The 19,923-nt window shown below is 36.2% G+C and carries 17 protein-coding genes; 3 read left to right on the plus strand and 14 right to left on the minus strand.

Features of this window, described 5'->3' with window-relative positions; genetic code table 11:
- Positions 1 to 137: 137 nt before the first annotated feature.
- Both DN410_RS07440 and DN410_RS07445 read right to left on the minus strand, forming a co-directional pair.
- Positions 138 to 2,051 carry a M56 family metallopeptidase gene (locus tag DN410_RS07440; RefSeq protein WP_149176012.1) on the minus strand — a complete coding sequence of 638 codons (1,914 nt, stop codon included), beginning with the start codon at positions 2,049 to 2,051 and terminating at the stop codon, positions 138 to 140.
- A gap of 2 nt (positions 2,052 to 2,053) precedes the next feature.
- Positions 2,054 to 2,455, minus strand: coding sequence for a BlaI/MecI/CopY family transcriptional regulator (locus DN410_RS07445; RefSeq protein ID WP_000184503.1), 402 nt, complete (start codon positions 2,453 to 2,455; stop codon positions 2,054 to 2,056).
- Positions 2,456 to 2,684: 229 nt separating this feature from the next.
- On the opposite strand from DN410_RS07445, the gene DN410_RS07450 reads away from it, so the two are divergent.
- Positions 2,685 to 3,539 carry a hypothetical protein gene (locus DN410_RS07450; protein WP_149176013.1) on the plus strand — a complete coding sequence of 285 codons (855 nt, stop codon included), beginning with the start codon at positions 2,685 to 2,687 and terminating at the stop codon, positions 3,537 to 3,539.
- 114 nt (positions 3,540 to 3,653) lie between these two features.
- Here the strand turns inward: DN410_RS07450 and DN410_RS07455 are convergent, their stop codons facing one another.
- Both DN410_RS07455 and DN410_RS07460 read right to left on the minus strand, forming a co-directional pair.
- Positions 3,654 to 3,953, minus strand: coding sequence for a hypothetical protein (locus DN410_RS07455; protein WP_149176014.1), 300 nt, complete (start codon positions 3,951 to 3,953; stop codon positions 3,654 to 3,656).
- 104 nt (positions 3,954 to 4,057) lie between these two features.
- A complete protein-coding gene (locus tag DN410_RS07460; RefSeq protein ID WP_149176015.1) occupies positions 4,058 to 6,424 on the minus strand; it encodes a DUF6359 domain-containing protein in 2,367 nt (788 codons plus the stop codon).
- Between the two features lie 239 nt (positions 6,425 to 6,663).
- On the opposite strand from DN410_RS07460, the gene DN410_RS07465 reads away from it, so the two are divergent.
- Positions 6,664 to 8,016 carry a DUF4026 domain-containing protein gene (locus DN410_RS07465; protein ID WP_149176016.1) on the plus strand — a complete coding sequence of 451 codons (1,353 nt, stop codon included), beginning with the start codon at positions 6,664 to 6,666 and terminating at the stop codon, positions 8,014 to 8,016.
- Positions 8,017 to 8,068: 52 nt separating this feature from the next.
- On the opposite strand, the gene hemY is transcribed toward DN410_RS07465, so the two are convergent.
- The 4 genes from hemY to DN410_RS07485 form a co-directional block, all read right to left on the minus strand.
- Positions 8,069 to 9,490: a protoporphyrinogen oxidase gene (gene hemY, locus DN410_RS07470; RefSeq protein ID WP_149176017.1), complete on the minus strand. Its 1,422-nt coding sequence runs from the start codon at positions 9,488 to 9,490 to the stop codon at positions 8,069 to 8,071.
- Between the two features lie 19 nt (positions 9,491 to 9,509).
- Entirely contained in the window at positions 9,510 to 10,445 is a 936-nt protein-coding gene (gene hemH / locus DN410_RS07475; RefSeq protein ID WP_149176018.1) for a ferrochelatase, read from the minus strand.
- 14 nt (positions 10,446 to 10,459) lie between these two features.
- Positions 10,460 to 11,506: a uroporphyrinogen decarboxylase gene (gene hemE / locus DN410_RS07480; protein WP_000252612.1), complete on the minus strand. Its 1,047-nt coding sequence runs from the start codon at positions 11,504 to 11,506 to the stop codon at positions 10,460 to 10,462.
- A gap of 177 nt (positions 11,507 to 11,683) precedes the next feature.
- Positions 11,684 to 13,801, minus strand: coding sequence for a transglycosylase domain-containing protein (locus DN410_RS07485; protein ID WP_149176019.1), 2,118 nt, complete (start codon positions 13,799 to 13,801; stop codon positions 11,684 to 11,686).
- Positions 13,802 to 13,928: 127 nt separating this feature from the next.
- Between DN410_RS07485 and hmoB the strand changes: the two genes are divergently transcribed.
- Positions 13,929 to 14,426: a heme-degrading monooxygenase HmoB gene (hmoB, locus tag DN410_RS07490; RefSeq protein ID WP_071711149.1), complete on the plus strand. Its 498-nt coding sequence runs from the start codon at positions 13,929 to 13,931 to the stop codon at positions 14,424 to 14,426.
- Between the two features lie 109 nt (positions 14,427 to 14,535).
- On the opposite strand, the gene DN410_RS07495 is transcribed toward hmoB, so the two are convergent.
- The 6 genes from DN410_RS07495 to DN410_RS07520 form a co-directional block, all read right to left on the minus strand.
- Positions 14,536 to 15,978 carry a PH domain-containing protein gene (locus tag DN410_RS07495; RefSeq protein WP_149176020.1) on the minus strand — a complete coding sequence of 481 codons (1,443 nt, stop codon included), beginning with the start codon at positions 15,976 to 15,978 and terminating at the stop codon, positions 14,536 to 14,538.
- On the minus strand, positions 15,971 to 16,447 hold the full coding sequence (locus tag DN410_RS07500; RefSeq protein WP_149176021.1) for a PH domain-containing protein: 477 nt from the start codon (positions 16,445 to 16,447) through the stop codon (positions 15,971 to 15,973). Before DN410_RS07500 ends, DN410_RS07495 begins: the two co-directional genes overlap by 8 nt.
- A 74-nt stretch (positions 16,448 to 16,521) precedes the next feature.
- On the minus strand, positions 16,522 to 16,818 hold the full coding sequence (locus tag DN410_RS07505) for a protoporphyrinogen oxidase (RefSeq protein WP_149176022.1): 297 nt from the start codon (positions 16,816 to 16,818) through the stop codon (positions 16,522 to 16,524).
- Positions 16,819 to 17,067: 249 nt separating this feature from the next.
- Positions 17,068 to 18,063 carry a hypothetical protein gene (locus DN410_RS07510; RefSeq protein ID WP_149176023.1) on the minus strand — a complete coding sequence of 332 codons (996 nt, stop codon included), beginning with the start codon at positions 18,061 to 18,063 and terminating at the stop codon, positions 17,068 to 17,070.
- 706 nt (positions 18,064 to 18,769) lie between these two features.
- A complete protein-coding gene (locus DN410_RS07515; protein ID WP_098662699.1) occupies positions 18,770 to 19,141 on the minus strand; it encodes a DUF1304 domain-containing protein in 372 nt (123 codons plus the stop codon).
- Positions 19,142 to 19,650: 509 nt separating this feature from the next.
- Positions 19,651 to 19,923: DUF975 family protein (locus tag DN410_RS07520; RefSeq protein WP_255446689.1), on the minus strand; the 273-nt coding region annotated here is incomplete at its 5' end.

Genomic DNA, 19,923 nt, shown 5'->3' on the forward strand with positions numbered 1-19,923 from the left:
CTATACAAGTTCTCTTTTTTATTATTTCCAGTATAAACAATTCCAGTCAAGATATAAGATACTGTCCATAGTGTATCAGAAGAAAAGAGAAAAGGAAAAGGTGTTCTAGAGATATACATCTTAAGAACACCTTTTTGCTATTTCAACATAGAAAGCATAATTTTCTCTAACTCTTCTTTATTTACATTCTTATCGAATACTGCTTCTCCTTGGTTCTCTAAACTATGATTAATAATAACGATTTGGTATGCACTATTTTTCCCTTTTGCTGGAACAATCATCTTCATACCTTGTAAATTACTATCCGAGCTATGAGTCGCATAGAATATTTGATTGCCTTCTAATTCGTACTGTTCTATATTTTCAGGCACTACAAACTGGTGGCTAAATGGGTCTTTGCTTTCCCCAAAAACTTGCGATTGAGAAATTGTATAATTTCCTTTTCCGTTCGTATATTCTAATTCAATAGTGAATTCGGGCTTTATCTTAAGATAATAATTCACCCTTTCGTCTTTTTGGGTATATCCTTTAATTGTATAAGTTGGCCTCTTAATTTGGAAATCAACATGTTGCTGCACTTCTTCAACTGTATATGTTAAATATTTCCCTACCTTATCCTCATAAGGAGTTGTTTTATTATCAATTTCTTTTAATTTTTCACGATCTTCTGTACTTAAGCGCTCTTCTTTCACCTCTTTTATATCCCCTTGGAAATTTTCAGGTAAGTTTAATCTAACTAATCCTTTTTTCTCGATCTGTAATACCTCTTTATATAACTGCACATACTTCTCAAACTCTTCCTTTGTTAAAGCTTTTTCAGCATGATATAAAAAGGCTGTTCGGCTTTCATATTGCCAGTTTGACATCCCCCACTCTTTTCTCGCCTGTTCTTCTGTACCAAATAATGTATCTACAGCATTTTGGAAAGCATCCTTTGACTGCTCTACTTTATCCTCTTGCTTTTCTTTCCCTTCCGTTGCACGTGCATTGAATAAAGAAAGGGATGCAATAGCAACTATAGCAATAATCCCAAGTAAAGAAAGGCGATACGATTTCTTTTGGAACTTTTTAATCATAACGATTCTCCTTTTTAGCGTTCGTTTATTTCTACTTAAACTTGCTAGGCTTGGTGCTTGATAGGAATAGTGTTCTAAAAGGGTAATAATTGTATGACCGTATGCAATCTGCTCCTCTTTATCTATAAAAGTAAGTGCATATGCATCACAGGCTAATTCTTGATCTTCTCGCATACAAAAATAGGCGTACCAAAGAATCGGATTGAACCAATTTAGTAGGATTAAGCTATACATAATCCAATTTACAGCTACATCGTTTCTTTTAATATGAGCTAACTCATGATAAAAAACATATTGTAATTGTTGCTCATCTAATACTTTCAAATGTTTTTTTGATAGTAATACTTTTGGGCGGAAGAAACTAAACACAGTTGGACTCGCAATCTTTCCTGCTAGACGTAATGAAACTGTCTTCTTCATTTTCATAGACTGCTTACAGCGATTAAACACTGTAACGACCTGTTCATCCATAATATCCGGTTGTTTCTTTATGTACGAATATAAACGTCTATTTGTAATAAACGTGATGGCTACTAATACAATTACCCCAGCTAGCCAAACATATAGAGCAAGTTTGTATAAAGAAAATGTAGTCTGTTGTTCCGCACTTGCGCTTACTTCGGATTCACTATTTTTTGTCACAGTTTCAGAATTTGATTCCAATTCCACTGTACGATCGCTTTCTATGTTCACTCTACTCTCAATAGACGGCATATTTTTTGGAATAACTTCCGATACGCTAGAACTATAGGAAAGTAATGAATAAATGCTATACGAGCTATCTGGTGACCATGGTAAAAGGAGTCTAATCATTAATACAATCCACAGCATATATTGCCACCTGGGCGTTAATTTATTTCTAAATAAAATTTTTATACATAAAATAAATCCAACTAATATGCTAGCCATAAGTGACGTTTCTATAAGCCAATCAAAAAAATGAGGAAGGTATACATTTATAAGCATGTCTATCATTTTTATCGATCCTTCCTCTTATTCTCCTCTGTCTTCTCATCTAAAATGCGTTTTAGTTCATTAATATCTTCTGAAGACAATTTTTCCTCTTTTAAGAAATTAACAAGTAACGGCTTAAACGCCGCACCGCAAAAACGCTTTAGTAAAGATTTCGTTTCAACTTGTAAATAATTATCTTGTGATACTAACGGGTAATAGGCGTACATACGCCCTTTATCTTGATGATAAGAAACGGCTTCCTTTTGTACTAACCGATTAATTAATGTCCGAATTGTTTTCGGCTTCCAGTCCATTGCATCTTCCAATTCTTCTATAATTTCATTCGCTGTTTGTGGAGAGTTCGACCAAAGTACTTTCATAATTTCTAATTCTGCTTCAGATATTTTAGGTAATTGATTTGTCATAGTATATTTCACTCCCTCGTATTACATTTGTAATCTATAACTAAGATTACAAATGTAATACTTAATTGTCAACCATATTTTAGAAAAAATTAATTCCAGCTAAACCTTACTTCACAACAACAAATTTCCCTTTTTTCAAATAATCAAATAAAAAACAAGAAAATCTTTACATTTAATAGTAATATAGAAAATAGACAAGTTTATCAAAATAGTGGAGGCTTTTTCAGTCATGATGCGTGCGCTTCGTTTAAATATAAAGCAAGCTTTTTGTAGTCGTATTTCTTTAATTATGATGCTTAGTGGATTCGTTCTTATTTGCATTTATCACTATTATTATGTAATTCGTTATTTAGGTGACGCAGCGAATGGCCCTATATCAACGGATATTAAATGGATTGGATTTCGCGACAATGAAATAGATGTTTATTTATTATTAATGCCAGTTATTGCGAGTTTCCCCTTTAGTACAAGTTACAATTCGGATAAGTCAGATGGTTTTAAACCGTTTGTGAGTAGGGGGATTTCTATATTTCCTTATTCAGTAGCGAAATATATCGTTACGTTTTTTTGTGGAGGATTTCTTTATACGCTTCCATTTATCTTATCGTTATTATTTTGCAAATTAACCATTCCAGACGGAACACCTATGGTTGGTTCAGGCATCATAAATGCAGATGGAATGTTCGCAAACCTATATTTCAATGCGCCTCTCACTTACATTACTGTATATATCGGAATTATTTTTTTATTTGCAGGTTTAATGGCCCTTTTAGGACTTGCTGCATCTGTATGGTCACAAAAAGACTATATGGCAATTCTCTTTCCATTCGCAGCCGCCTCCATTCCGTACGTCCTGCTAAATACAATACTTCCTACAATAGGCGGAGCACCTTTTCATTTATATGATCCGAAACAACCATTGCAAGGCATGTCACCATATATTTTAATGATGCAATGTGCTTTCTTCCTTTTCGTTAGCTTACTTATGTATATACAAGGAGTAAAGCGGGATAGAAAGAAATATAAAAGAAGCCTGCAAAAAAGAAATCGGTGTAGAAAAGCGTTTCAAGTAATTTCAGACTAAATCATTGAACGAATAGGAGCGTAATTCCCTAAGTTAGATTAGAGAATTACGCTCTTATTGTCATTTATATTTATCACTCGTATATTTTCGATACTCATATCATCATCCTCCCCTTTACGGCGTACCTGCCAATCCCCATACAATAACGACCGCCGTAAAGTAAATCGCTTTAATACCTACAACTAAACATAATGAAATAATAGCATATTTACTTAATTCTCTTCTTGCGCCTATTAAAGTGAAAATAACCGCCAAACTAAACGTTACATAGGACACCGCTGTATTGATTAAGTTATACGTAATATCTAAGTTACTTGTAAGCCCTGTTATATCAGCTACAAATTGAAGCATGACGATGGTACTAAAAAAAATTGCAAGCTGATTCATTAACTTTCCGTTTAACCATGCTTGCATCTTTAACCTCCTCATTACAAAAAACTGAATTTTAAATTAATTTTAACATGAATTTTACAGAAAAAGAACGCTCAGTATATCTCTAAGCGTTCTTTCTCGACTATTTAAGAAGCCTTCTTCAAATCAATTTGAGCAAGTACTGGATCGTGGTCACTTACACGTCCGTGCTCTTTCATAATGTTTGAGTTTAAGTGTACTGGGTCTACGATTGTGTGTGATGCGATGTTGTTTGTTACTAAAATATGATCTAACACTTGTGCATTTCCTTCATGGATGTACGTGTAGCGATTTTCTTTCGGCACTGTGTTTAACATATTTTTCAAGATTGTTCCTTCTAATGTTTTTAATGGTTTAGCGAACTCAAAATCGTTCATATCCCCTAATACAACAACTGGGGCATTTGCATTCTTTTTCTGAATACCTTGTACAAAATGATTTACTTCTTGTGCTAACTGAACTCGTTTTTCTTCACTTTTTAATACGAGCGGTTGTACTTTTCCAAATGGCGTTGCATCCCCTATTTTTGAGTTTAGGTGATTTGCAACGACAACAACGTTTTGTCCTTGGAACGTAAATTCTGCCGCTAACGGTTTACGTGTACTTTCAAATAATGGATTGTCGTCTCCAATACGAACAACATTTTTATCTAGTAACTTCGGTACTGCTGCTAATTTCACGCGTGATGGGTTATAGAAGAAACCGACGCGAATGTTAGCTCCTGGTGCTCCTCCGTCTAGATTGTTGTTTGGAGCAATTTCTACATACTCATACTTTGGTCCGCGAATTTCTAGCACTGCATCAATGATACGTTTTGCACTTAATGAAGCATCTGTTGTACCGTCATTAATCGATCCGTTATTATCTTGCATTTCCTCTACACCGATAATATCTGGCATTTTTAAATTGTATTTAATAGAATACGCTAACGCTTTTACTTTTTCATCTGTTGTTTCTTTTTTATTCGCCGAGAAGTTTTCAATGTTATATGTAGCAACTGTTAACTTGTCAAGACGCGGCTGAATATTCGCCCCTACTTGCTTAAATCCACCGTCTACTACAGCTGGTAATTCCGTTATTGGCGCAATACGGAACGCACCGTAATCATATCCTACTACCCCTGTTATATCTCCTGTGAACGTATCTCCTACTTTCGCTACATAATCACGAGGTACTTTTACAGAAAGACGCTCTGGGTTTAATTGATTTTCATCTAAAAGAGGTGTGCCATATTTCGTTACGACTTTATCACCGCCATTTTGCACTGTTACATATAAATTCCCGTTTTTCTGAGGAGCAATAATTTTTGGCGTTGACATCGTAACGCGCATACCCTCTACACTTTCATAAAAGTCAATTGCATCTTCATTTGGATCAAATAAACCGAATGCATCATTATCGATAATTTGATCAGGTATTTTCACACCGTTTTCTCCAAGTACAACCGGTGCTGGTAAAGATTGATCTTTTGCGATTACAGCAACGCGGCTCGCCTTAATTTCCGTCGTTGTTAGGTCTGTTTCAAACCTTTCTGCATATCCAGGTCCAACATATTCTTCTACTTCTCCATCAACTTGAATAAGATCTCCTACCGCTACATTCGCATCTTTTTTGTATACGTAAATACCTTCTGACGTAGCTGGATCATTATCTGGCTGATTATCTTCTATATAAAAACCATTTTTATCGAGTGCTGTTACAACGCCTTCTACATTTTTTACTTTCTTCCCGTTGTAAGGAGAAATATGTGATTTCCCTTGAATATCATGAATACGAACCGGTTCATTGTTTACGATAACAAATGAAAAAGTTGAAATTCCTGAAGAAGTAAGCCCTTCTTTCTCTGCAATTGCTTTAATCACACTATTTTCATTCACTATAATTTGTCCGTTATAACGAACACTTTTGTTTGTAGGGTTAGAGCCATCTAACGTGTAGTAGATTGTTGCTCCTTCTGTGTTCGTTGTTAATGTTACTGCTGTTCCTTTCGCAACTTCTCCCCCATTCGGTGAAGCCACTACATCGCTAACACGGTTTTGTCCTTCTCCTTGAAACTTATGAGCTGTTACTGATTTTAAACCTGGGCTACTAAAATATAATTCAAGCGTCCCTGTTAAACTAACTTTCTTCCCGATATTTTCAGGATGATCTTTCACGTTTACTGCCGCTCTCACATCACCTTTTGGCAACTGAACAGGCATGATTTTGTCTGGATTCGTTTCATTTGGCGAATCAGCAATTGCTACGTTTGTATCATCAAACTTAGCCGGATCCTTCGTGTATTTAGAAGGACTTTGTGTATATCCAACGATATATCCTTCCACTGTCCCCTTCGTTTTCCCTTGCTGCTTAAATACTTGAATTGCTTTTTCTACTGACATAGAAGTAGTTTCTTCTGCTTGTGCTAAAGTTCCAGTAAATGAAAGCAATAGCAAGAGTGATAAAAAGATACTTAACAATTTCTTCACAGCCATTTTCCTCTCTCTATTTCATATTTTCTCAGCATGTCTATCATATCAAATGATTCGTTATATAGAACTATATTTCGACAAGTTTTACAAAAAATTTATTTAATTTACAAGCTTTCAAACTATAATACAAAATAATAATTTTACAGCCTCTATGAATGCACTCTATAATGTTAGAGAGAAAACAGAAAATATCGAAATTTCATTGGCATGTAAAATGGATTCATTTGAATAGGAGTGATTGGATGGAAGTGCAAACAGAAACATACCGCGCAGCTATGAATGGAACATTAGAACGTCATTTTTCAGATATGATTGCTGTTATACCAACTAGAATTACAATTGAGCAGTTAAAACAGCGGCTAGAAAATATCGCTACTAAAGTTGATGAGTTAAAAATTGTTTATAGTGATGAGACAAGCCTTATTGTTGAGTTACATATGGACGAAAAAGTCATACCGTATGAACTGCATATTGATGAGGCGAATGACCCAGAAGAATATAAAATGTACAATAGACAAGATTCTACAATCATAGATCGTAATTTTGAAGATGCGGCTTTCGGTACTGAAATTTTCACTCGCACGCTATTTGTAGGCGATGTGCTGGACTGCTTTTTCCAGCAGCTACAATTTTTATGGAACCTCGCCCCAGATTTGTTATTTGTAATTGATTCAAGTGCAGCAATGAAGGTAATATCTAGAAACTATATTGAATATCACGTTGAAAATGAATTATTACCTGACATTCCTGACTTATACGTTATTCATTCCGTTTATGAAGACGATAAAGAAGGCGAGCCTACGCAATATTGGTTTCATACACACGGCCTTTTAAGAGCGGGCGTAACAGAAATAGAATTAATTATTCCAAATCGCATTTCTTCCTACTATGGCATTGGTGACCTCTTTCAAACATTTGCTAATAATGCCGTTGAGAATGGACAAGTCCCTATGAATGAGTCTATCGTTATCGCACATAGTCAGCAAGGTTCTATACATACAGTAGCTGTTCCATGGGAGAAAGGATTATCTTATATTGGGCATAAAACGAGTATGGATCAATTATCTTCAATTGAGAATGAAGAAGTGAAGCTACAACCAATAGATGCACAAAACACATTCTTAGGCGGGATGGATGACCGAGATGAATACCATCAATCGCCATCTGTTCTCTTATTTAAATTTAATACTTCAGAAGAATGTATCGAAAGCTTTTTTAAAGAACACGAGGAAGCTACAGGGCTCATGTTTTATAAAACAAATAGTGAAACGGCTCGTATGGCTTACAATGCCAAAAATACTTTCGGGTATTTCAGCAACATTTTTCAAATTGAACAATCAAATGAAGATTTTCGTTTCCTCGCTAAGTTTGGTGTTTCCTATGAAGAGGGTAAAAGCGAACATATGTGGTTTGAAATGCAACATATTACAGAAGACCTTATTCAAGGAATACTCATTAATGAACCATATTTTATAGAAGATATGAGTGAAGGAAATTCTTATCATTTAGATTTTGATGACTTAACAGAATGGGTTATTTATGCTGGTGATGCCGTTATAAAGCCAAATAACTTATATATGTTTATTGGCGAATAAGTGTTTTATATTATAAAAGAAACGCCTTCAATACGATTGAAGGCGTTTCTCTTTATTGTGCGATTAATTCCGTATCCATTACTTTCTCCAAATGAGATAGTACACGCTTTGCAGCTTTCTCACCTTGATCAATACAGTCCGGCAGACCAGAACCAGCGTAAGAACTACCTGCCAAGTATATACCTGGCAACTCTTTCTCCATAAATGTTGTGAGTTTCTTCATTCGCTCGTTATGACCTACTGTATATTGGGGCATCGCTTCTTTCCAGCGACTCACAATTGTGAAATCCGGATCCATTGTAATGTCCATTGTCTTTTGTAAGTCCTCTAAGACGAGCTGTACAATTTCCTCATCAGTTTGTTCTACAATCGCTTCATCACCAGGACGTCCAACGTAGCAACGGAGAAGCACCTTCTCTTCTGGCGTTGTATGCGGCCATTTTTTATGTGACCACGTACATGCCGTAATGGAGAAGTCACTATTTCGCGATACGACAAATCCCGTTCCATCAATATCACGCTGAATGGCTGATTTCGGGAAAGCAAGTGCCACATTTGCAACTGATGTAGAAGGAATGTTACGAAAGAAACGGAATTGCTTGTACTGCGCAAACATAGATGGCAATACTTTATGCGAAGTTGCCACTACGACCGCGTCCGCTTCTATTTCTTTTCCGTTACTCAGTGTAATCGTATAACCGTCACCAAGCTGCGCAATTTTTTCAATGCGCGTTCCCTTCATTACCGTACCTTCGTGAATCTTTGCTTCAAGAGATTCTACTATAGATTCTAAACCGGTTTTCACTGTTTGAAAGATTCCCTTTTTTGGCTCCGTTTTCTCTTCTTTTGGAGCGAGCGTACGCATGCCAAGTGAAATACTACGATGTTTTTGCTCTATTTGATATATTTGCGGGAATATAGACATTAAGCTCATTTCATCAATATCCCCTGCATAAACACCCGATAGTAATGGTTCTATTAAATTTTCAACCACTTCGTTTCCGAGGCGGTGCCTGAAAAAATGCCCGAGTGATTGGTCAGATACTGGCTTTGATCTCGGCATTAATAGATCAAAACCAGCTCTTAGTTTACCAATTGGGGAGAACAGCCCGGAAAATAGAAACGGCGTAATTTGCGTTGGAATTCCCATCATTGATCCGCTCGGCATTTTATGTAACCGATTATTTACGAGAACGAATGATTGACCGGCCTTATTATTTACAAGTTCATCGCCAAGCCCTAATTCTTTCACTAATTTAGCTGCACTCTCTTTTCGTGCTAAGAAAGAATCTGGTCCGCGTTCAATTGTAAATCCATCTTTTCGAACGGTTTGAATTTTCCCGCCAAGTTTACCCGATGCTTCTATCAGTAATGTATCAATCGGCAAGTTCTTATCACGAATATCTTTTTGTAAGTTATACATTGTTGTTAATCCTGTGATGCCACCGCCGATGATTACAACTTTTTTCCTCAAGCACGCTCCCCCTTTCTTCTTACAATACAGATTCTTTTTTCTTTAATACAACATCTGTTAAAGAGTCAATAAATGCGTCCGATGCGTTTGGCATTTCTGGACGATAATATTTCGCGCCAATTTCATCCGTTACAACTTTACACTCAAAGTCGTTGTCATATAAAACTTCTAAATGTTCCGCAACAAAGCCAACTGGTGCATATACGAATGAAGTATAACCGTGCTTTTCATTTAGTTCTCTCGTTAAATCTTGTACATCTGGACCAATCCAAGGATCTGGTGTGTTTCCTGCACTTTGCCAACCTACTGCATAGTTTGCTACTTCAGCACCTCTTGCAATATAGTCAGCTGTTTCATTTAATTGATCTGGATATGGATCGCCCATTGCAATAATTTTTTCTGGTAAGCTATGAGCTGATACGATTAATACTGCTTTCTCACGTTCTGCGTCTGACATACCGTTATATATACTTTTCACTGCATCAACCCAGTACTGGATGAATTTCGGTTCTTTATACCAGCTGTCGATGCCATGAATTGTTAAGTTTCCAAGTTTCTCAGCTTCTTCTTGTGCTCGTCCAACGTATGATTTCACGCTAAACGTAGAATAGTGCGGCGCAAGAACAAGTGCGATTGCATCTTGTATACCGTCGTTATGCATATCTTTCACCGCATCTTCAATAAACGGTTCAATATGTTTCAAGCCAAGATACATATGGTACTCTACTTCATCTTGTACTTCATTTAAACGTTTCTCTAACTTCTTAGCTTGCTCTAATGTAATAGTAGCTAAAGGAGAAATGCCACCAATTGCACGGTAACGCTCTGTTAAATCTTCTAGCATTTCAGGACTTGGCTTTCTTCCTCTGCGAATATGTGTATAATAACGTTCAATATCTTCTTCTTTATATGGCGTTCCGTATGCCATTACAAGCAAACCAATTTTCTTTTTCATACAGCCAATCTCCTTTACTTCGCTAACTGCCCTTTAGAGTATTCATGAATAAATGTAGTTAAACGTTTTAATGTATCTGGATTTACTTCTGGGAATACACCGTGACCTAAGTTAAAGATATAACCCGGCTCTTTCATCCCTTGATCTAAAATACCTTTTACATGTTCTTCAATAACAGACCATGGCGCAAGTAAGAATGAAGGATCCATATTTCCTTGTACCGCCTTATGAACACCGCGTGCGCGTGCTTCTTCGATCGGTAAGCGCCAGTCTAAACCGACTACATCAAGCGGTAAGTCGTGCCATTCATTTACTAAGTGTGCAGCTCCTACGCCGTGCATAATCATCGGTACACCCATCGTGCGAACTTCTGCAAAAATACGCTCCATTGCTGGTTTAATAAATACGCGGTAATCTGCTACGTTTACAGTTCCAACCCAAGAATCGAAAATTTGAACTGCTTTTGCTCCTGCATTAATTTGCGCTTTTAAATATGTAATAACCATATCTGCTAGCTTATCCATTAATGCGAACCAAGCTTTCGGCTCTGCATACATAAACGCTTTCGTATTATGGTAGTTACGAGATGGACCGCCCTCAATCATATAGCTCGCTAATGTAAATGGAGCTCCTGAAAAACCGATTAACGGTACGTCTAACATTTCTGTCGTTAATAAACGAATTGTATCTAATATGTACGGTACGTCATCTTCTGGATTGATTTCCCCTAGTTTTTCTACGTCTTGTAAAGAACGGATTGGATTATCGATAACTGGGCCAATACCTGATTTAATTTCTACATCCACACCAATTGCAGGTAGTGGTGACATAATATCTTTATACAGAATTGCTGCGTCTACGTTATATTGATCAACTGGTAGTTTTGTAACGTACGCACATAACTCTGGATTGTGTGTAATTTCAAATAAAGAATATTTTTCTTTTATCTTTCTATATTCCGGCTGCGAACGACCTGCTTGACGCATATACCATGCTGGTACATAATCAGTACGTTCCCCCCTACATGCTTTTAAAAATGTCTCATTTATAGTTCTTACCAAGACCCTTGCTCCCTTCCTTACCAATGCTTCGAATACGTTCGATATTTATCTTTTTTTACTATACAGCTTGTAAAAACAAAATGCATAATATTATGTACGTTGTTCATTAAATTGACACAAACATTCTTAAAAACGCTTACCATTTTCACAACATTCTTATTATAACACAGAGAAAAACTATGGTTTAGCTACTTTTGACTTTTCTCCTTCACGATTCGTTTGTCTATTATATGGCACAACGTAAAAACTCGGTTTTGAAAAGATGTTAACGAACTTTTCCTCATATTCCCCGGCACCGTTTACAGTACCTACATGCGTATGAACTCCATTTTCCACTCTATAAATACGGTACATAATTCTTTCATCTGGAAGTGGTGTCCAGCTCAATTTCGCTTTAAATAAACCGAAAGGGCTAAATGCTAATTTCATTTTCACATCTTCAATCTTGCGCAGCCGAATCGGAGCACCGATTGTTTCTACACCTTCTGGTTTCATAAATTTCTCTTTCTGTTCTACATTTGCCTTCGTTAAAATTTTCTTAAACAATTTCGTCGCCGATGCACTTTCCCCTTGCAGTTGATGATCTTTATCTGTGCGGTCATACCCAATCCAAACAGCGCCTACTAAATTTGGCGTATAGCCAACGAACCACATATCTCTCGCTCCATTGTCGTCATCCGGCAAAGAAGTAGTACCCGTTTTCCCAGCTAACGCACCGTTATATACACCGGCTTTTGCTGTCCCTTCCTTCACGACTCCTTCTAACATTTTTGTCATATACCATGCCGTTTGTTTTGAGAATATATTTGTTTCTACTTTTGGTGATTCCCCAATGACTGCGCCGTGTCTATTTAACACTTTATCAATAACGTGCGGCTCAATAATATCGCCATTTGCTAAAAATGCACGATACATTTTCACAAGATCAAATGGTGAAACACCGTTTTTCAATCCGCCAAGCGCTGTACTTAAACCAGCGTCTGCAATGTGAACATTTCCTTTCTCTAAATATTGCTTTCCTTCTTCTACCCCTAACTCGTTTAATAAAGAAACTGCCGGTACGTTTGCTGATTCTAAAATCGCATCGTACATCGTCATTTCTTTCGTATACTCATGATTATAGTTTCGAGGTTCATATCCTTCGAAAGAACTCCTCTCATTCGTTAATAACGAATACGGATTATACTTTTTCGTTTCAAGTGCTGGTGCATAGACGATTAGTGGTTTTAAAACAGAACCGGGCTGCCTTTTTGCGAAAACACGATTAAACCCTCTTGGCACATACTTTCTTCCGCCAATCGCCGCTTTAATTCCGCCCGTACGATTATCCATTAATAAAAATGCACCTTGCGCTCCTTCTTCTTTACCAGGGAAATTTCTCGCATCTTGAAACTGGTTATACGCTACCTTTTGAATCTTTTTATCCATCGGTACGACAAACGTATATCCACCGCGAAGTACTTCTTGATGAGACAACCCGTATAAACGAGCTGCTTCATCTATGACCATATCAATATACGGCATATATGCGAGCTCATTCTCATCTAAGTTTTTATAAAGGGCGATTGTCTTTCCTTGATAACGAACGCTTTCTTCTGCCGTTAAATAGCCTTGTTTATGCATAAGTGACAATACGAGATCACGGCGCTCCTTACTCTTCTCTGGAGATAAGTACGGTGAATATCCGTTCGGTGCTTTCGGAAGACCTGCAAGCATTGCCCCTTCTTCTACCGTTAAATCTTCTACATTTTTATTAAAATACAACTTCGCTGCCGCTTGAATACCGTAAGCTCCATGACCAAAATAAATATGATTCATATACATTTCAAGAATTTGTTGCTTCGTATATTTTTGCTCTAGTTGAAGAGAAATTGCGACTTCCTTCAACTTACGCGTAAATGTTTTTTCACGAGTTAAAAAGACGTTTTTAGCAAGTTGCTGCGTAATGGTACTACCGCCTTCGACCTTCCCTCCAGCTAACGTGTCTTTATAAAGAGCACGAAATATAGACGGATAATCAATTCCTTGATGCTCATAAAAACGAGAATCTTCCACCGCAACGAACGCCTGCTGCACATATTTCGGAATTTGCTCGACTGGTACGAGTTCTCTATTTTCTACGTATAATTTCGTAATTTCTTTTCCTTTCTGGTCAACGATACGTGATGAAGAGTGGAAAACGAGCTGCTTTTCATCCATCATATAGCCACCAGCTAACACGATAAGTTTATAGAGTACAATCGCTACTACCACCGTTGCGACGCCTCCTAATAAAGTCCACTTTACTTTCTTCATACATCGTCCTTCTTTCCAAATGATGGTACATTTATTATTTGAAAAAGAAGTATCTTTATGTATATAATCTTCGAAGTTTTTTAAGAGAATTGATATAATAGAAACAAACTATTAAGGGGGCATTACAATGAAGGCTATTATTTCATACGAAACACCTCTAGAACAATCACATTTCACTGCAAAAAACGATGAAAAAAATATGTTTTATAAAGAAAATACTGAAGAATCTGTAGAAGGATCACTTCAGTATGACGTACTAGACGCTGTTGGCGAATTCAACGGACAACCTGGCTATATCGTTTGTAACAACATTTCTGTAACAGACGAAGGTCGCCCAGTATTTGAAAACCGTTTTAAAAACCGTGCAGGCCTTATCGAAAACGAACCAGGATTCCAAGCGATCCGCGTTCTACGCCCATTAAGTAACGATACATATGTCATCTTAACGATGTGGGAAACAGAGCAAAACTTTAAAGACTGGACAGAATCACGCTCGTTCGAAAATGCTCATAAAAAACGTCCTGCACAAGCAGAAGGACAAGCTCCGGCGCATCCACATGCGGAACAGCAAAAGAGTATTTTCTCTCGTCCATCTTTTGTGACTACTTTTGATGTGTTAGTTTAATTTTTTGGAGTTCGGAGACCGCGGTGCGTGAAATTATATCGGCGTTTCTTCGAATATATCGGCGATTTCCTGGATATATCAGCGCAACTCAAATTATATCAGCGATTTTTCAAATATATCGACTTATCGACAAATCACGACAGGTGAAACCTTTTACTTTGTACCAATTATATATACGCAGCGCGTCTTCTTTACGCATATGCTTCCCTTCATAACCGTGCCCCGCTACTGATGCGGCAGCTGTACATAACTCGTCTTTCTTTTGAAAATACGATTGATTATATCCGACTACTTGCACATGCCTTCTTCGCATGATTCCTGTATATTTCGCAAGACGACGGTACACCATCGTTAATTGATTTTCTCTTATCATATAACCGCCGCTTGTGTAGCGAGCATATGCAAGTATTGTAAATACGATACATAGTGGGATCAGAGTGAACAATGCGATATGCTGTTTAAAATATATACTCGCACCGGTAATCGGCACAGCGAGCACAGCACTTGTAATCCAGCTCATTATTACGTAACGGCGTAATGCCGCTTTCGGTAAATGAACGATTTCCTCTTCCATTTCATATGGCAACTGCAAATACGTAAGTAACTGCTGTACATCTTTTTTCTTCATAAAAGGATGTAACATCACTTCATTTCCAGCGGATTCTATACTTTGAATGACTTCTACTTCGACAGAGCAATATCCGAAAGGCTGGCGGAGAATGCCTTCTTTCACCGTAATCGCTTGAATGCGGTGTAATTTTAACACAAACTCTTTTTTATCAAATAATCCTTGCACGATGCGAACTTCATTTCCGTTTCGCTCAATTTTAAAGTTCGCGTATTTTAATGCATAACCAGCTGTTGAAATGACCCATGAAACCGCCATTAAAATCGCCGCTATAACGATTAATTCATATACACCGTTATCCATCACATACGCTTCCACTTTATTGATAAGCCATTTTGGTAGAAATTGATTAAACTCTGTGTAAATAAGAAGTAATCCAGAAAATACCAATCCGAATCTACCAGATGTAACGGATGCAACTAAAATTTCTTTCGTTGTTAACTGATACACCGTCTGACTTTCTTCTGCCACTGGCGTCTCTTCAGTCACAACGCTTCTGTCTTTATGTAATAAATCAATGAGTTCCTTCGCTTCATCTTCTCTAATACCGGCTAACATCACTTCTGGCTCAGTACCGCCGCCCGCTACTTCGATATTTAACTTTGTCAGTCCAAGCACCTGATAGATGATGTTAGAAGATGTACTAATATTTTGCACCCGCTCTTTATTTAAGTAACTTTCCTTCTTCACAAACACACCCTGCTTTATATGTACAGTACTATTTTCAACCCAGTACACTTTGAAATACCACTTTATAGCTGAGAAAATTGCCATAATACATAATACGGCCAAAAGGACAAGATGTAAGAAATACCAAGGTTTCACCTCACCATCTGATCGAAATAGTACAAGAAAAATAAAAGGCAACAAGCCCGCAATTCGAATACCTAACAATATTGTGATCGGATGTTGCCTCTTATACATCCTCATCACTCACTTTCGCAAGTTCTCCAATTTGTCTTTTCAGCTGCTCTGCTTCTTCCTTCGTTAAACCTGGAATACTATGAGAAGTTGCTGCTGTTGAAATATGTAATTCTGCTAAATTATACTTTCTCATAATCGGTCCTTGTTCGATTGTAACGTGCTGCACGCGAATCATCGGAATAAGTACACGTTTTACAACGAACATTCCTTTTTGAATCTCAATCTCTTCTTCATTTAATCTGTAACTATAATAGCGCTGACGTAAATTTGGAAATACGAAATAATCAAGTGGGATAAATGTAATAGCGCCTGTTACTAACAAGCCAAACAACCAGCCCCACCAGTTAAAATTGATCATAAAAAAGAAATACGCAATTACGACTGCTAGTATGACCACTGCCCCAATTAAAGCGTGAATTCGCCACACTTTCAGCATATTAGCATGAATCTCCCTTTCTAACGGCTGCATCTCATCACTCCAATTATATGAATTTACTAATTATATATTAGGCGTTATATACACTTTTGTAAATTTATAGTTTTTCACATCGTATCGAGCATTTCTTTAAAATTCCCTTCATTAATCGCATACACTTGAAACTGAATATAATCTATTTCACTCGTATCCGGATGAGCAAATGGCAAAATGTTAAATTTAGAAGCAGACCTTCCTAACATATCTACTATCATTAGAGAAATATCAATATATTCGAAGTCTACACGGAATACTACCGCTTCTCCCGTAAACTCATAATCTTTAATCGCATCATAAGACTTATTCGCACTTATGAGCATTATTTTTAATAAGTGATTTAAATTTTCTGGTTTGAAATTAATCATATACGTGGCTCCTTTTTCAATAAAACACTACAAAAATAGTGGAATCTTATACTTTCCTAGCTTCACACATCCAGCATATAAAAAATAAAGCTAGTTTTTTATATATTTTTTGATATAATTACATACGGGAAACGGGAAGAATTTTGTCTTCCCTTGTGTTTTTATTTGCATCTAGTACTTTTGCTAGATGCTTTTTTTTATGCAAAAAAAAGGTATCCTCACATACTTTGAGGATACCTTTTCATCAATTTAGTGCATTTCAATAATTGTACCGTCTTCAAATACTTTGAATACGCCTGTAAATCCTGATCCAGCTGCGCCTTCTATTTTATATGTCGTACGCACTCTAATTTGATAATATTTCTTTCCATTCTCTACTTTCGTATCTTCTAACGTGTAATTATATTCTTCTTTATATTCATTTTTGATATATGCTTTAGCTTTCTCAAAAGTAAAGTCATCTTGAGTTTTTCCTGTCTCTACCTTTTTATTATTTTCTGTCGTTACGTTTTGAGTTTTATTTGCCTCTACTTTTTTATTATTTTCTGTCGTTACGTTTTGAGTCTTATCTGCTTCTACTTTTTTATTATTTTCTGTCGCTACTTTTTGAGTCTTGTCTGCTTCTACCTTTTTATTATTCTCTGTTGTTACCTTTTGAGCCGTTGCTGTATTCATTTTTTCTGTTTTCGTTGCTACTGTTTCATTCTTTGCATTTTTTTCTTCTTCACCAATTTTCGTGATTAATCCTGCGGCTTTTTTATTATATTCTTCAAGGCTCTTGTTATCTTTTGTTTCTGAAACTAACTTCGTTAATAACTCTTTCGCTTCTGCATAATTTTTCTTGCCGATTAACTCTTCGCTTTTCACCAGTTGTTCACTATATTTCTTTTTGTTTTCTAAAATAGCTAGTAACGCTGTTCGTTCTTCCTTTGCTTGTTTTACAAGCGTAGTGCTTCCATTCTTCACGCTTTCTACTTTTTCAAATGATTTAACAGATTCTTCTACCTTTGTTTCTTCTTTTAACTTCACTGCTTCAATCATTGCTTTCGTTTGTTCTACAAGCACTTTTACATCTGAATCATCTTTTTTCTCATCTAATGCTTTTTCAAATGATGACAAGGCTGCTTTATATTCTTTATTCGTTAGTGCGGTATTCCCCTCATCCATTGCTTTTTCATAATTCCCATTACTACATCCAGCTAACATTAAAAATGTAAGTCCCATTACTGTTAATAATTTTTTCATTTTTTTCTCCTCCTATATATCCCTAAAAAAATAGCTTTATATGTATAAAAGTCTGTGTAGCAATTAGACTGAAAGGAAATATGTACTTTGTGTGCGGGAAAGGAAGTACACTTCATTTGCTATCATTATGTAAAACTCCTAAATAGTTGGTAGTTGGTTTTCTTCTTCTTTTCAGACAGAAAGGAATTTTAATAATGCGCGTAAAGCTCTCACCAGGCTCTTTACTACACACACTTTTATACACATAAAAAATCATTTTTAGTTAGAATACGAACCGAAATTCGTAACATACCGAAAAGCAACAGAAAACAAACCGTAACATAAGTCACAGTCCGTAACTTTTCTGTAACACAAATGTAACATAAGGTTTTTAAACATACAATAGTTTTTTTCATTATTTTTCCTCTATCTACATTTTTAGGTGTTAATATGGTTCCAGTCTTTAGTGTAATACGCGTTTTTTATAAAAATTGTGCATGCCATCCCGCCACAAAAAAGAGAGAATTTACATTTCTAAGTGAAAATGTACAAAGTTATTATTTTCAGATGTTATAAACTTCTTAAGTTGAAGGATATGGGATTACACCACATCGCTATCAAACTAACTCCCCCTTAAAATGAAAAAATACGCTATTCTTTCCTGTGAGCCTACGGAAAGAATAGCGTATTTTTCAAAAATGAGTTCTTTTATTAAAACGTTTTGGTTCTATATCACAATTAAAAGGGCTATTAACGCTAATATAGCTGGAAGTCCTTGTTTCAAAATAATTGATTTATTAGAGGTGAAGCCGCCGAAAAGAGCTGCTACTACCACACACATTACAAAAAATAATTGAACCATATAGCCAATTGAATTGAGACCAAGTATAAGTCCCCAAATGAGACCAACGGCTAAAAATCCATTATATAAACCTTGGTTTGCAAACATAATGGCTACGTTTCGATCTCCTTCTAAATGCTCCGGTAATTTAAAAGCACGTTTTGCCACTTTTGAATTAATAAAAAACATTTCGAGAATCATAATAAATAAATGTTCTAATGCTACGATCCCGACTAAAATAGCTGCGATTATTTCCACACCATTCTCCTCCTCTATTCCCTAATATCAAATTTATACTATCTTTGCTTTAACTTTGTAGCTTATATAAAACTCCCTCTTCTTCCTTATTAAACATTAATTGATATATCAACATTTGATACGTCAACTAATATACAACTCCCCTTTTAGTTTTGCAAGTTTTTTTTGCTCAATTAGTTTTATTTTGTTCCATCAACCTTAAATCAATTCAAAACCTCTGTTCACATCTCTAGAGACTATAATGTTTTTAAATGACTATATAAAAGGAGTCAGCTGTATCATCAAATTAATAATTAGTTGTCTCTAAAAACGAAAATTTTATTATTTTAGAGACAGTCCATTTGGTTAGCTCTATGGGCATGGGATCACACCAACGAAATAAGAATTTCATACTTAACAAAAAAGCCTACTAATTAGAGTAGAAGTGAACCCCGAAAACAGAACACATATCAAAAAACCTAAACCATCCGCTCCCTATATTCTTTAGGCGAGATGGTTTAGGTTTTTTATTAGAAAGTAGTACCTTCTTTTTTATAATATTCTTTTGAAATCTCTTCATAAAATGCTGCTGATGTCGCGTAGAAATAAGGTGCTAACCATAAGAAACCGATTCCTATCGTAAGAATACTTAAAATGAACCAGCCAATGAAGCTTAGGCATAGTAAAAAGTAATCCATTTTATGCCCATCCATCATACGGCGACTTTCAGTAATTGCTTGATTCGCTGTATATTCTGGATGATCATTCAAAATAAAGTACGTCATGAACACTCCCCCACTTAG

The organism is Bacillus sp. SH5-2, assembly GCF_008368905.1.
In the GTDB taxonomy this organism is placed as follows: Bacteria; Bacillota; Bacilli; order Bacillales; family Bacillaceae_G; genus Bacillus_A; species Bacillus_A luti.